The following is a 14732-nucleotide window of genomic DNA, read 5'->3' on the forward strand; positions in this document are numbered from 1 at the left end:
TTCAATCTAGTTCGATGTGGTGGCCCGTACTCGGTACGGGTACAGCAAGCTTCAGAGGGAGTTGATGGCCGAGGTCTTGGCCTCCGAGCCGGTCGAGTGACCGTCGACGACGTCCACTCCCTGGAGGGCCTGCCTGATCTCGTCTTCAGTGTTGCCCGAGATCGTGCGGGCCGCCTTGATGGCTTCCTGGAAATTGACCAGTCGGGTGGCGATGCCGCTCATCCTGACGTTGATGTCAGCCTGCTTGACGTTGAAGGCGTTGGCGCCGATGCCCTTCCAGGCACCTTCCAGGCTGTCGATCGTCGCCTGCAGCGTCTTCAGCTGGCCCCTCACGGAGTCGAATCGCCTGCTGAGTTCACCCTCGAGCTTGAGGAGCATCTCATCTGAAAGCTTCTGATCTGCCATAGTTCTGGCTTCCTTCCTGGTGCTCTTGTTCGGTCCGGCGTTCCCGCCGGGGTGCGTGTGAGGAACTGCGGTCGGTCAGGCGCTACGACGCTTGCGAACGAGCGCGAAAGCGCCGCCGCCGAGCACGAGGACTACTGCCACTCCGCCGAGGATCAGGCCCAGTTGGCTGCCGTCGTTCTTCTCCGTGCTGGAGCCTGCCATGGCGGCATCCTCAGCCTTGTCCTTCTTCTCAGGCTGTGACGAAGCTGATGCGGATGCGGCGGGCGAGGCCGTGGAGCCGGCCGTCTTTTCCTTGGTGAGGGGACTGATGTCCGGGGCGCCAGGAGTTCCCGTGCCCTTGAGGATGTTGACGGCCGGGCGAATGATGCCGTGTCCGATGTAGTTGCTGAGCGTGCCCTCTTCCATGTCACCTCGCCCAGCGGTGTCGAAGAGCACGTTGAGGACTTGATTGGCTGTCCAGTCCGGGTGGGCAGACCAGATCAGGGCGGCGGCGGCTGACGTGATGGCTGTTGCGGCGCTGGTTCCGCCGTTTCCCTGGCAATAACGCTCAAAGTTCTCATCACACCAGAACGGAAGGTCATCACCGGGCGCGGCAATATCCACGAAATCGCCGTGCTGAGAGGTCTCAGATGCCTTGCCCTGCCGATCGGTAGCGGCGACACCAACGACTTCTGGGTACGCCGCAGGGTAAATCGGCTTGTTGCCCTTCTCGGCTTCATTGCCAACAGCAGCGAAGAACAACTTTCCCTTGCTCTGAGCGTATTTTACCGCTTCGATCTCTCGATCCATTTTGAATTCACTGCCAAACGACATGCTGATGATCTGAGCGGGACCATCGGCAGCAGCGCGAATCGAGTCCGCAGTGTCATAAGCATTGACCGAATGCTCATTTTGAAACTGCGTGTTGGCCACCCTCATCGGGATGATCTTCGAGCCCGGAGCTAGGCCCTTCAAACCCCCACCCTGACCGGTCCCAGCGATCAACTCAGCCATAGTCGTGCCGTGACCATCGTAATCGTCGGTTTCATCCCCCTCGGCATCGGTGGCGTCAAGCCCCTTGAGGACCTGCCCCTTCAGCGAGGGCGTCGACGAGTTGACGCCAGTGTCAATGACAGCAATCTTGATGCCTTCACCCGTGGTGGTCTGCCACATCTCTTCGGCATGCATGAGTTCGATGTACCACTGCTTCGACTGCACGTCTGTGGCGACCGCGATAGGAGCGGTCCCCACTAGTCCCACACTCAGCGCAGCGGTCACAGCCATCGTGCCGAACAGGCGCCCGCGCAATCCGAGCGCCACCCGACTCTTGCGGGTCTGGCTCATTACTGCTGTCATCCTGACTTCCGAACCTTCCGTGTACCTACTCGATCACCGGCGGTGCGGCCCCAGGCCGGCCGGCCTCCCACGTCTCTCTGTCTTCCGTCAGGTAGTCGGGACGCGGCGTGCCGTCGTCCTGATCCTCGTCTCCGGAGTCCTTTCGACCCGCAGGGCCACGTACGAGGCCCGCACCCCCGGCGGTGAAGCCCTTCGAGCCCGCGCCAAGCCGCGGAGCGCCACCACGCGGCGTGCCCACAACTCCCTTGGTGCTGGGGGTGCCTCGCCCGCCAGGGCGGGATGTGCTGCCCGTACCACCGGCTCCGATGACCGTGCCGCGCGGGACACCACGAGTGCCCCCGGGCGCCCCCGCGCCGGGAACCGCGCGCTGCGGGGTTCCACCGACGATCCCACCTCGGCCTGCCCGCGGTGCGGTAGCTCCGGATGTGCCTGCATGGCCCGCTGCTGTCGGCCTGCCTCCCGTGACACCTGAACGACCAGCAGCGGGAGACTGCGGCCCGCCACCTCCGCGACCAGCTGTTCCGGAGGCCGAGCCCCCGTTCATGGGCGCAGGACGTCCCACCGTTGGTCCGGCAGCGCGGCTGTTCGCCGCTGGGCCACCACCTGTGCGATTTCCGCCCCCTGGCTGGCCAACAGTTCTGGGCGCGCCTGTTGATGTCTGGGGTCCCCGTGAGTTGCCGGTCACCGGGTTCACGAACCCGGTCGTCATGGGCAGATTCGGGCCTCCCCCAGACGGTGCAGGGCTCGTGGTTGGCACGGGAGAGTGCGTGGCGGGAGTAGTCACCGGCGACTGCGGAGTGGCAACGCTGTTGATTTCTGTCGATGTTGTGCCCTTGTCCAAGACCGGCGCCACCGCCACGGGCGTCTCATGACCGTTGCCGTTTGCTGGAGGATTCGGACTGCCGGTCACCGTATGCCCCGTCACACGTCCGGATTCTCCGCTACCTGACGACCCGGTGTCTCCGGGGGACGCATCGCCTGACTCTCCCCCTCCGCGTCTCTGGTCCGATGGCCGCGGCATCGCCACATCAAGCTTTTTATCGAATCGCGGTGGCTCCTGCGACGCCAGCGTCTCCCCCGCCACCGCGTAGTACGAAGCCAGCCGGTTGGCCTGGTTGATGGCCTCCTGGCGGTCCTTCTCGACCTTCAGTGCCGCCGCGTACTCCGGGTTCGTCTCGATCCGCGCCGGGGACTCGATGTCGTCGGGGGACTTGCGGATGAGGCGGCTGTCGCGGGGAGGAAGGGAGTTACGCACCGAGGCGAGGCCTGTGCCCGCGACCGTGATCTGTGTGCCGGCCGCCTGGGCGAATTCGCCCAGCTTCTCGGCATGGGCCACCAAGCCCTTGCCCCAGTCGCGGAAGGCGACTCCGGACTCGCCCTCCCAGTCGACGTCCGCGATGAAGTCGCCCAGCTCCTTCGCTGCGTCCCCGATCGCGGTCCGTGCCTTCAGCAGCGCCTGACCAGCCTCCTCGAGGTGCTCCGGGTTGGAGTTCTCGATCAGGTCGATCATCACGTTGAGGTCAACGCCCTCGAAGGACGTCCGACCCGAGGGGCCGGGGCTTCCGAAGCCGAATGCCTCCATCACGCCCTGCATCTGACGGGTCACGTCCGTGACGATCAGCTGCCCCTGGACGCGTTCCTTGTCCTGTTGCTGCTGTTCCGCAGGCGTCAGTTCCGGCTGCTCTTCGTCACTCATCAGCTATCACCCAAGTCGTCGTAGGCAGAGCCGGGGTTACTGTCGGAGCGCGGCTGCTCAGGCTTGGCGTGCTTCTCCGCCCGCGCCTTCTCGCTCTCCGCGTCCAGACGCATCTGGATCTCGTAGAACCGCCGGCGCGTGTCGTCGTCCACGTTGTCGAAGCCGACCGCCGCCGCGTGCACGCCGAGGCTCAGGTACTCGATCTGGTCGCCCAGCGACTTCGAGAGCGTGACGAGCGCGTCATGGACGCGGTTGTACTGGGTGTAGAGGCCGTCCGCCTCTGCGAAGCTTGTGTTCCCGCCGCTCAAGGCGTTACGCGACACCGTCTGCGCCGCGACCTTCGACTTGCCGGCCGGTGAGCTCTCGAGGTCCGCCAGCAACGCGTTCACGCTCTTCTGGAACTTCTCCAGGGCGCCTACGCCCTTTCGCAGGTCACCTTTACCTTCGGCCACGTCGCTGCCCTTCCCCGATTCCCCGTTTGCTCAGTCCGTTTCGCGTTGCTATCGCACCCGCGTGAACAGCACTGACCCCATAACATCACTCTAGCCAATGGCACTGACAGGACCAACTGTCTTGTCCATCACGTAACTTCCCCGGCCTCATGCACCGCCCGGTCGACCCAGCCGCCGCTGCCTGTCGCGTACAGCCACCGCCGCACCCGCTATGGCTGCGACCAGGACTCCCCCGCCCACCACGACATACGTCGCGAGCCGGGCGTTGCGTTCCTCGGCGGTTTCGCCCAGGTGGACGACGGCCGGGGACGGTGCCTCGCCCTTGCTCACACCTTCGTGTGCCACCGGTTTCTCGATGGGCTTGTCATCCTCGGTCAGCGCGCGCACCGGGTCGACGACGCCCCAGCCGACCAGGTGGTCCTTGCCCGCGATCGAGCGTTCCGCCGTCTGCTCGATCTGGGCGACGATTTGCTCCTGCGTCCAGTCCTTGTGCTTGGCCTTGATGAGGGCCGCGACCCCGGCGACGTACGGGGCCGAGAAGCTGGTGCCGTTGTCGGAGCAGTGTCCCCCGCCGGGGACCGTCGAGATGATGTCCACGCCGGGAGCCGAGACGCCCACGTCGCCGGACTGGGAGAAGGCGGCCCGCTCGTTGTTGCGGTCCGACGCACCCACGGACAGGACACCCTCGTACGAGGCCGGGTAGGTCTTCTTGATGTTGCCGCCCAGCCCGTCGTTGCCGGCCGAGGCGACGACCACGATCTCCTTGGCCAGGGCGGCGTCCACCGCCTGCTCCAGGAGGGCCGTGGGCTTCACCGCGTCAGCCGTGTCCTGGGAGATGTTGATGACGTTCGCCCTGCCCGGCCCGGCGGCGTAGTTGATGGCGTCTGCCAGCGTCTCCGCCGTCCCGTGACCCTCGGCGTCGTTCTGCTGGATCGGGATGATCGTCGCGTCAGGAGCGAGGCCGGTGAAGCCGGTGCCCTTCACCTCTCGCGCGGCGATGATGCCGGCGACCTTGGTGCCGTGGCCGACCACGTCGGTGGTGCCGTTCTCCTTGCCGCGCTCGATCTTGTTGCCGTTCTCGTCCTTGAGGTTCTTCGGCAGGTAGTTGCGGCCGCTCCCGGCGTCCACGGCCTTGGTGAGCTGTGGGTTCTTGATGTCGACACCGGTGTCGATGACCGCCACCCGTACGCCCTTGCCGGTGGACTGCTCCCACAGTTCGTCCATCAGCACACGTTGGAGTGCCCAGGGCCGGCCCGTGTACATCTTGGATTCCGGGCCGAAGGTGCACTGGGTGGAGTCGTCCGCCGCTGCGGGCAGCACCGGCAGTGAGACGAGGAGAACGGCAGTGGCGGCCGCGGCTGTCAGCAGCCGCCGCCGGTAAGAGGGGTCCGTGGTCACGTGGTCGCTCCTCACGAACCCTGCGGCTGGCGGGCTGCGCCCGTCGACAGGCGGGGGCCCGTCGGCAGGAAGGTGGACCAGGCGGCGGGAACGGGCGCGGGGTCGACGTCCTTGTACCCGAGATGGTTCTGCGCCTGCTGCGCCTCCTGCTGGCTGTTCTCCTTCTCCTCCTTGGTGCCGGACTCACCGATGCCTGAGTCGCCCTGCACGCTGTCGCCGTTGGACTGCATGGCATAGCGCAGCCCGGTGTCGGTCACGAGGAAGAGAGGGCCGGAGTCGGGGCTCGACCCCTTGAACTGCCGGAAGAGCTGCCCCGATCCGGGGGTGGCGTAGGCGCTGCTGGAGCCGGTGGGGAGCGTGGCGGGGAAGGCCGTGCCCGCCCAGGTGCTGAGCGTGCTGGCGCCGTTCTTGTCCGAGACACCGCGCAGGACGTTGCACACGGTGTTGCGGCTTCCGCTCGCCGTGTCCGCGGAGTTGACGGGTGCCGGCTCACTCGTGGGCCAGTCCTTCGCCTGTCCGAACGCCTCCCCGGGCTCGAAGGCTCCGGCGCTGACGTGCTTCACCCTTCCGTTCGGGTTGAGGTCGACCAGGGCGCGGCTGTTGAGCAGGAGTTTGGCGACGAAGTCGGATACCGGGGCGACCCTGCCCGGCAGGACCACGTACTGCTGGGTCCTGGTGCCGGCGGTGGCCGCGAGGACCCTGCCCACCTTGTTGTCCTCGGGCTGCAGCTGTCCCGGAACGCCCGCGTCGGCCCCAGGAGTTCCGTCGATCGCCGGGAAGGTGACCGCGTCTCCCATGTGCAGCGTGGCGAGCCAGTCGGCGGACACCCGCTGGGGGGCGTTCCGGTCGACCAGGGTGCGCAGCAGCAGTTCGTCCTTCTCCACCGCGTACGCCTTGCCCGAGGCGTCCACGATGTAGCGGGTTCTGTCCGGGCCAGGGCCCTCGACGTACATCACCTCGCCGCCCCGCAGCTTGCCCGTGCCTTCGGTCTTCTTCTGCTCGCGCTCCGCGAAGACGAACGCCGCCTTCTGGATGGCCCTGCCGCCCTCGCCGGGCCGCTCGCAGACCGCCCAGCGCTTGGTGGAGCCGGCTTCCTTCGGGTCGGGCAGGCGGTCCGGGGCGTAGGGGATTCCGAGGGTCGCCCCGTGCGGGATCTTGCCGTTGTCGAGGACCGATTCGTCGACGTTGATGACCTTGCCCTTGTCCGGGGCGAGGAGGAGCTTCGCGCTGGACATGTTCAGGACGGGGTGGAGCTGCGTCTTGCCGTCGGTCTTCAACACCACGTAACGGGTGGTGGATTTGCTGGCGATGATGACGTTCTCGTACGGGGTGTCCCACTTCTGGGGCGCCACGGGCTTGAACATCCCCCAGGCTCCGAACACCGCCAGGACGACCACGCCGACGATCGCTCCGGGCACCACCGCGCGAAGAGGGCGCGGCGCACCCTCCTCCGAGCCGGACGGGTGGGGCTGCAGGAACTGTGCGACCAACCTCCGCTTCGCGAAGGTGTAGGCATTGAGTTCGTCCCGCCGTGATGCCATGTGCGCGCTGCCCCTTCTCCCCAGTGGGCGACCAGGTTCCCACACCCGCCGTGGACCGCTGCCGCCGACCGGGACCCCTACTATGCCTGTTGGCACTTGGCATTCACCGCTCAGGTAGGGTGATCGCCCGATCAACGCCCGTGTAAAAAACGGTGAATACGGACACGAGGGGGCAACGCGGCGATGGCTGCAGCGACGGGCGAGCGCACGAGGCGGTCCACCCAGCGAACGCCCGCCCCTTCCCGGCGGCAACGCAGCAACGGGCCGGACGGATCGGCTCCCCGTCAGTCGGGGGACACTCCCGCTGCGACCACTCTCCATTCGATCTCCAGGACCGGCCGCGTCGGGCCCGCGCTGCGGCAGCTGGTGCTCGTCGAGGCCGCCCTGGCGGTCGCCGTGGTGGGCGCAGCGCTCGGCGGTGCCTGGATGATCCCCGCCGGTGTGATCGCCGCCCTGCTGATCCTGCTCGCGGTGGTACGCCGTCGGGGCCGGGCCGTGCAGGACTGGCTGTCGACCGTGTCGTCCCTCCGCCGTCGCAGGCGGACCGCCACGGCGTCCCCCGCCGAGACGGAGCCGCAGCTGGCGCCGGTGGCGGAGAACGTACCGGGGTTCGCTCCCTACATCTATGTGGACGGCGCCCGCCGCACGGTGGGCATGATCGGGGACGGGACGTTCCTGACCGCCGTCGTACGGGTCGAGGCGAGCGGTGAGTCGCTCCGTCAGGCCATGGGTGCCCGCGCGCTCCCGCTGTCCCTCCTGGGCGACGCGCTCGCGGTGGACGACATCGTGCTGGAGTCCGCGCAGCTGGTGCAGCAGGTGCGGCCCGCGCCGGCGCCGCATCTGCCGGAGCGGTCGGTGGCCAGGCTGTCGTACGCCCCCCTCCAGGACCGGACCGGGGCGCCCGCGCTGCGGATGACCTGGGTGGCGGTGAAGCTGGATCCGGAGCTGTGCCGGGAGGCCGTGGAGGCGCGCGGTGGCGGGCTCGGAGGGGCTCAGCGCTGCCTGGTACGGGTCGCGGACCATGTGGCGAGCCGGATCACCGGCGCGGGGTTCCGGGCCTCGGTGCTGGACCAGGACGAGCTCAACTCCGCCGTGGCCACGTCCGCGTGTGCAAATCCCATCCTGTCGGCACGCGCCGGGCGTCCGGATGCCGCGCCGCAGCGACGGACGACGGAGACCACGCGGGTCTGGCGCTGCGACGACCGCTGGCACACCACCTACGCCGTGGACCGCTGGCCCGAGCTCGGCCGGGGAGCGACTCCGCTGCCGCGGCTCGTGGCGCTGCTGACCTCGGTGCCCGCGTACGCGACGACGTTCAGCCTGACGGTGCGCCGCGGGGCGCACCAGGGGCACATGTCCGTGCGCGGCCACGTACGGATCACCGGCGGCTCCGACACCGAACTGGTCGGGGTACGAAGGACTTTGGAGCAAGCCGCCCGGCACGCGGAGGTCGGTCTCGTACGGCTGGACCGCGAGCAGCTGCCGGGTGTCCTGGCCACGCTCCCGCTGGGAGGCGCGCAGTGACGAAGCACATCGCTCCGAGGCGGGGGCTGCTGGGGCCGCGCCATGCCGGTCACACCCTGGCTGCGGACCATCTGGGCGCGCTGTCCTTGCCGGTGGGGGACGACGGCGTGATCATCGGGGACGACGCCGAGGGGCGCCCGCAGATGATCGGGTTCCACCGGCCGGCGCCGTACGACGTCCTGTTGATCGGCGGTCTGTGGACCGCGCAGGTCCTGGCGCTGCGCGCCGCCGGTACGGGTGCGCGGGTGGCGGTCGAGACGGGCCGCACCCAGGCGTGGACCACGTTGGCGCAGGCCGCGGGTGCCGGTCTCGAGTGCATCTCGCTCCATGACGTGGGGCGGGTCCCGCCGACCGGTGCGACCGTCGGCAGCCCTGTGGTGGTGGTGCGCGACTGCGGAATGCGTCCGCCCCGCGGCCGGGTGGTGTCCTCGCCGTGGCAGTCGGTGCTGACGCTGCTGCCCTATCTGAGCCCCGTGGCACCCCGGTTGATGCGGGCGGCGACCCTCGTGGGTGTTCAGCGGGTGTCGCCGGAAGAGGCACAGCAGATCGGCCGGATCCTGGGGCTCGCACGGGCCGAGAGCGAGGCGCTGCCCACCCTGGCGGACGGTGTCACCCTCTGGGTGGCGGGCCGTGAGCGCCACTGGGTGATGACCAGCGCGACGGACGTGGAGACCGGATTGCTGGGCACCGCTCGCAGGATGGACTGAATCCGTCCCGTTCGCGCCCCGGACCGGCCGCTTTTCAGGATCATGGCGGGGAACGACACAGTTCGACCGAAGGGACGTGCGCATGGGCACCCAGCAGGAAAAGGACGAGCTCTACGCTCTCGACATCTCGGATGTGGAGTGGCTGAGCGCACCCGGTACCGAGAACGTCGAGGAACGGGTCGAGATCGCCCACCTCCCGGGGGGCGCGGTCGCGATGAGGTCGTCGCTGGACCCGGGGACCGTACTTCGCTACACGGAGGCCGAGTGGCGCGCGTTCGTGCTGGGCGCCCGGGACGGCGAGTTCGACCTCAAGTAGGCGACCGCACGGCGAGGGGGCGGCGGTCGGGGACTGCCGCCCCCTCGCTGTGTCCGGCCCCCGCTCAGCCCTGTTCGGCCCCGCCCCTGTGCGCGGGACCTGGCCCGTTCCTCCGTGTTCTGCCACGCTCGCTCGGTGGGCGAGCCGCGCGTGACCTACGGGACAGCGGTCGCGAGTGATACGGCCTGCCGCAGTGCGCCCCATGGCGATTAGGGTGGGTGGGGGCGCGGCAGAGGAACCTGCGGGCAGGCACTGCGCGTCACAAGGGGGAGAGCCGGGCGGACCGGACATAACGGGAACGGTCGCCCCCACCCACCACGGCACAAGGGTGCTCGACCACACCAGGAGGCAAAGTGAACGGCGATCGGGACGAGATCAGCGGGGGATGGAACACGCCCGTCGACGAGTCGTCCGACGCGGATCCCGCCGAGATGACGGGTGAGTTCACCATCGACTACACCCCGCCCGCCTGGTACACGCAGAACGCGCCGGGTGACTCCTCGGGAGGGGCGGGGTCGCACCTGGCGCCGCCTCCGCCGCCGCAGGGGGCGCCGTTGTCCGTACCGGGGCCGCCCGCTTCCGGCGGATTCGAGCCCGGCTGGCCGCCGGTTCCGGCCGCGCCGTCCGAGGCGTCGTCGGCCGCCTCGTCCGAGCCGCCCTCACCTTCCTACGAGCCCGCTCCCCCGGCGTCGGCTTCCCCCGCGGCGGGCTCCGAGGAGCCTGACGCCGGGAGCGGCACGGACGGCCCCTTCGGTGGCGGTGATGTGGAGAGCGGCGCCACCATGCGGTTCTCGCCCGCCGCTCTGAAGCAGGAGATCGCCGAGCGCGAAGCGGCCAAGGCCGAGGCGGAGGCCGGGGCCACGGCCTCGGGTTCCACCGGGCCCACGCCTCCTGTCGCCCCGTCCGAGCCCGAAGGCGCGGACCCGGCCGGCCCGGTGAGTGAGAAGGAATCCGCAGGATCCGAGGAAGACGCTGCGGAGACGGGCCCCCCGGAGCAGGACGCATCGCAGGACTCCGTGCGGGAAGCCGACGGCGAGCCCGGGACGGACGAGGGGCGGGCCGACGGGCAGACCGACGAGACGGCGGGCTCCGTGACGGATGCCGGCCCCCAGGACACACCGCCGGCCGGTACACCGTCGGACGGCACACCGCCCGGGGGCGCATCACCCACCGACACATCGCCCGCCGACACATCGCCCGCCGGCGCGCCGTCCACGGACGCGCCTCAGGGCACCGTGGCGCCGGACGCACCGGCCCCGTGGTCGCCCGCGCCGCCCGCGCAGGGCGCCCTCCCGCCGCTGCCGCCCGCCTTCCAGCCGGCCGCACCGCAGCCGAGCGCGCCTCAGCCCGCGCCGCAGTGGCCCGCACAGCAGCCGCCCGCTCCGGCCGCCGGCACGGCGGGCGGCTACGGCTTCCCGCAGGCCCCTGCCCCGCCGCCCGCGCAGCCGACCCCGCCGGCTCCCCAGCAGCCGGTTCAGCCCAACGCGCCCGCGCCGCAGGGGGGTTACGGGTTCCCGCAGGCACCGCCGCAGGGCGGTTACGGGTTCCCGCAGGCACCGCAGCAGGGCGGTTACGGGTTCCCGCAGGCACCGCCGCAGCAGTATCCCGCCCAGGGCGCGCCCCAACTGCCCCCCGGCGCACAGCCCCAGGGCGGTTACGGCTTCCCGGCCCCGCAGGCCGGCCAGCAGCCCCCGCAGTTCCCCGCGCAGGGTGCCCCGCTCCCTCCGCAGTCCCCTCAGCAGCCCGCGCAGGGCACGCCGAACGTGCCTGCACAGCAGCACCAGCCCGAGGCCTACCAGCCCCAGCCGCCCACGCCCCAGGCCCCGCCGGTCGACCCGCGCACCGGTGCCGCCTGGCCGACGCCGGTCACGCATGACCAGCGCGAGCGCTCCGTGCCGGGCGCCCCGCTCGGCTACACGGCCGCCGTGGAGCTGTCGTCGGACCGGCTGGTCCGGGGCAAGCAGAAGGCCAAGAGCAGCCGCACACCGTCCGCCGCCTCCCGCTTCAAGCTGGGCGGGAAGAAGGAGGAGATCGAGCGGCAGCGCAAGCTGGAGCTGATCCGCACGCCGGTACTGTCGTGCTACCGGATCGCGGTCATCAGCCTCAAGGGCGGCGTGGGCAAGACCACGACGACCACCGCGCTCGGCTCGACCCTGGCCACCGAGCGGCAGGACAAGATCCTCGCCATCGACGCCAACCCGGACGCCGGCACGCTCGGGCGCCGGGTGCGCCGGGAGACCGGGGCGACCATCCGCGACCTGGTCCAGGCGATCCCGTACCTCAACTCGTACATGGACATCCGCCGCTTCACCTCGCAGGCTCCCTCCGGCCTGGAGATCCTCGCGAACGACGTGGACCCGGCGGTCTCCACTACCTTCAACGACGAGGACTACCGCCGGGCGATCGACGTCCTGGGCAAGCAGTACCCGATCATCCTCACGGACTCGGGCACGGGCCTGCTCTACAGTGCGATGCGCGGCGTGCTGGACCTCGCCGACCAGTTGATCATCATCTCGACGCCCTCCGTCGACGGCGCTTCGAGCGCGTCGACCACGCTGGACTGGCTGTCGGCGCACGGCTACGCCGAACTGGTGCAGCGCTCCCTGACGGTCATCTCCGGTGTCCGCGAGACCGGCAAGATGATCAAGGTCGACGACATCGTGCAGCACTTCGAGACGCGCTGCCGCGGCGTCGTGGTCGTGCCGTTCGACGAGCATCTGTCCGCGGGCGCCGAGGTCGACCTCGACATGATGCGCCCGAAGACCCGCGAGGCGTACTTCAACCTGTCCGCGCTCGTCGCGGAGGACTTCCAGCGGGCCCAGCAGCAGCAGGGGCTGTGGACGGCCGACGGCAGCAATCCGCCGCCGCAGTTCGCCCCGCCCATGCCCGGCCTGCAGACGCCCGGTCAGCAGGTGCCCGGCCAGCAGCCGTACGCCCCCCAGCCCGGTCAGCCGTACCCGGGGCAGCAGCAGTACCCCGGACAGCCGTACCCGGGGCAGCCGCAGCAGCCGTATCCGCCCCAGCAGCCGTACGGCGGGCAGCAGGCCGCCGCGCCGCAGCAGCCGTACCCGCCGCACGCCGGCCCGGGTGCGCAGAACAACAGCTGGCAGCAGTCGCTGCCCCCGCAGGCACAGCCCGGCGCGGGGCAGGCCGGCCCGCCCCCGCCGCCCGCGCAACACGATGGCCAGGCACATCAGTCCGGACAGCCCGAACTGCAAGGCCCCGTTCCGCCCGCGGGCTGGCAGCAGCACCCCCCGCAGCCGCCGCCGGCCCCTCAGCAGTAAGGCAGTAGAGGTCTAAACCAATGAGGGCCCGCACCGTTCACACGGTGCGGGCCCTCATCGTATTCCCGCAGACCACACGCGGTTTGGCGGACCGTTGACGCGACTCGACCGCCGCTGATAAACCTTCGCTTCACCAGCTGGCGAACCAGAGATCTGCCCGCCTTCACCGTGCGAGTCATGACGCGAGGTCCACGTCCATGGTCACAAGATTCCCACCACGCCCGTCCCGCCCACGCGGCCGACTGCGTATCCTCCTCGCCTCCGGAGCCGCCGCCCTGGCGCTGGCCGCCGGATCGGTCGTCCCCGGAAACCCGCTCGCCCCCGCCCCGCAGCAGGCGCAGGCCGCCGACGGCAAGTCGACGCTCACGGTCGCGGTCGCGCAGAGCGTCGACTCCCTGAGCCCGTTCCTCGCCCAGCGGCTTCTCTCCACGAGCATCAGCCGGCTGATGTACGACTTCCTGACCAATTACGACGCCAAGGACAACCACACGATCCCCGGGCTCGCCACCGAGTGGGAGACGTCGGCGGACAAGCTGACGTGGACGTACACCATCCGGGACGACTCGAAGTGGTCGGACGGCGAGAAGGCCACCGCCGAGGACGCGGCGTGGACCTTCAACAAGATGATGACCGACGAGGGCGCCGCGACTTCGAACGGCAGCTTCGTCTCCAACTTCAAGAAGGTGACCGCGCCCAGCCCGGACAAGCTGGTCATAGAGCTGAAGCAGCCTCAGGCCACGATGACGGCGCTGGACGTGCCCATCGTTCCCAAGCACGTCTGGGAGAAGGTCGGCGACTTCTCGAAGTTCAACAACGACACGAAGTTCCCGATCGTCGGCAACGGGCCGTTCATCCTGACGGACTATAAGGTCGACAGCTATGTGAAGCTCAAGGCCAACAAGGACTTCTGGCGGGGTTCGCCCAAGTTCGACGAGCTCGTCTTCCGGTACTACAAGGACCAGGACGCAGCGGTCGCCGCCCTCCGAAAGGGTGAAGTTTCCTTCGTCGCCGGAAGCCCGAGCCTGACCCCCGCGCAGGCGACGGCGCTGAAGTCCACCGACAACATCAAGGTGAACGACGCCCCCGGCCGGCGCTTCTACGCGCTGGCCACCAACCCCGGCGCGCAGACCAAGGACGGCAAGAAGTTCGGCGACGGGCACGCGGCGCTCCAGGACCAGAAGGTCCGTCAGGCGCTCTTCATGTCCGTGGACCGCACCGCCATCATCGACAAGGTCTTCCAGGGCTACGCCGTGGAGGGCGAGGGCTACATCCCGCCCCGCTTCGGCTCGTACTTCTGGAAGCCGACGGCCGAGCAGAAGCTCGCCTACGACCCGGCGAAGGCGGGCGCCCTCCTCGACGAGGCGGGCTACCGGAAGAACAGCGCGGGCAAGCGGACCGGCAAGGACGGCAAGCCGCTCGACTTCCGCATCCTGTGCCACGCCACGGACCCCAACGACAAGGCGATCGGCAAGTACCTCCAGGAGTGGTGGGGCGAGCTCGGCATCGGTCTGAAGGTCGACTGCCGGGACAACGTCTCCGATCCCTGGTACGCCGGTGAGTACGACCTCGCCTTCGACGGCTGGTCCGTCAACCCGGACCCCGACTTCGTCATGTCGATCCACACCTGCGCCGCGCTCCCGGCGAAGGCGAAGCAGACGGCGGCGACCGACAACTTCATCTGCGACAAGCAGTACGACGAGCTGTACGCGAAGCAGCTGGCCGAATACGACCCCGCCAAACGGGCCGACCTGGTGAAGCAGATGGAGTCGCGGCTGTACGACACGGGGTACATGAATGTCATGGCGTACCCGAATGCCGTCGAGGCCTACCGCACCGACCAGATCGAGTCGATCACGACCATGCCCTCGGACGCGGGCAACATCTACGGTCAGGACGGTTACTGGAGCTGGTGGTCGGCGGTCCCGGCCGCCGGTGCGTCGGGCGACTCGTCCGGCGACAGCGGCAGCTCCACCGGAGTCCTCGTCGGTGTCGGTATCGCTGTAGTCGTCCTCGCCGGTGGCGGGCTGCTGTTCGCCATGCGTCGTCGTTCCACCGCGGAAGACCGTGAATAGTC

11 protein-coding genes are annotated in these 14732 nt (G+C 69.3%); 5 read left to right on the plus strand and 6 right to left on the minus strand.

Annotated elements, in window-relative coordinates; all coding sequences use genetic code 11:
* Positions 1–51 precede the first annotated feature (51 nt).
* The 6 genes from ACIBCU_RS37300 to eccB all read right to left on the minus strand — a co-directional run bounded on the left by ACIBCU_RS37300 (position 52) and on the right by eccB (position 6827).
* Positions 52–405 (minus strand): WXG100 family type VII secretion target, encoded by a 354-nt coding sequence (locus ACIBCU_RS37300; RefSeq protein WP_104789510.1) that lies wholly within the window; start codon positions 403–405, stop codon positions 52–54.
* Between the two features lie 75 nt (positions 406–480).
* Entirely contained in the window at positions 481–1740 is a 1260-nt protein-coding gene (locus tag ACIBCU_RS37305; protein WP_399237007.1) for a S8 family serine peptidase, read from the minus strand.
* A 25-nt stretch (positions 1741–1765) separates the two neighbouring features.
* On the minus strand, positions 1766–3436 hold the full coding sequence (locus ACIBCU_RS37310) for a hypothetical protein (RefSeq protein ID WP_399237009.1): 1671 nt from the start codon (positions 3434–3436) through the stop codon (positions 1766–1768).
* Positions 3436–3888 (minus strand): hypothetical protein, encoded by a 453-nt coding sequence (locus ACIBCU_RS37315; RefSeq protein WP_399237011.1) that lies wholly within the window; start codon positions 3886–3888, stop codon positions 3436–3438. The genes ACIBCU_RS37310 and ACIBCU_RS37315 overlap by 1 nt, the downstream gene beginning before the upstream one ends.
* 147 nt (positions 3889–4035) lie before the next feature.
* A complete protein-coding gene (gene mycP / locus ACIBCU_RS37320; protein ID WP_362937847.1) occupies positions 4036–5286 on the minus strand; it encodes a type VII secretion-associated serine protease mycosin in 1251 nt (416 codons plus the stop codon).
* Between the two features lie 11 nt (positions 5287–5297).
* Positions 5298–6827, minus strand: a complete 1530-nt coding sequence (eccB, locus tag ACIBCU_RS37325; protein WP_362937844.1) for a type VII secretion protein EccB — start codon at positions 6825–6827, stop codon at positions 5298–5300.
* 183 nt (positions 6828–7010) lie between these two features.
* Here eccB and eccE point away from each other — a divergent pair, with 183 nt between their 5' ends.
* The 5 genes from eccE (at position 7011) to ACIBCU_RS37350 (ending at position 14730) form a co-directional block, all read left to right on the plus strand.
* Complete coding sequence (eccE, locus tag ACIBCU_RS37330; protein ID WP_362937841.1) at positions 7011–8351, plus strand: type VII secretion protein EccE; 1341 nt, start codon at positions 7011–7013, stop codon at positions 8349–8351.
* On the plus strand, positions 8348–9058 hold the full coding sequence (locus ACIBCU_RS37335) for a hypothetical protein (protein WP_362937838.1): 711 nt from the start codon (positions 8348–8350) through the stop codon (positions 9056–9058). The genes eccE and ACIBCU_RS37335 overlap by 4 nt, the downstream gene beginning before the upstream one ends.
* Positions 9059–9140: 82 nt before the next feature.
* Positions 9141–9374 carry a DUF397 domain-containing protein gene (locus tag ACIBCU_RS37340; protein WP_104791893.1) on the plus strand — a complete coding sequence of 78 codons (234 nt, stop codon included), beginning with the start codon at positions 9141–9143 and terminating at the stop codon, positions 9372–9374.
* Positions 9375–9727: 353 nt separating this feature from the next.
* Positions 9728–12658: an SCO5717 family growth-regulating ATPase gene (locus ACIBCU_RS37345; protein ID WP_399237015.1), complete on the plus strand. Its 2931-nt coding sequence runs from the start codon at positions 9728–9730 to the stop codon at positions 12656–12658.
* A 197-nt stretch (positions 12659–12855) separates the two neighbouring features.
* Positions 12856–14730 (plus strand): ABC transporter substrate-binding protein, encoded by a 1875-nt coding sequence (locus tag ACIBCU_RS37350; protein WP_399237017.1) that lies wholly within the window; start codon positions 12856–12858, stop codon positions 14728–14730.
* Positions 14731–14732: the final 2 nt, after the last annotated feature.

Source organism: Streptomyces sp. NPDC051064, from assembly GCF_044455985.1.
Taxonomy (GTDB): Bacteria; Actinomycetota; Actinomycetes; order Streptomycetales; family Streptomycetaceae; genus Streptomyces.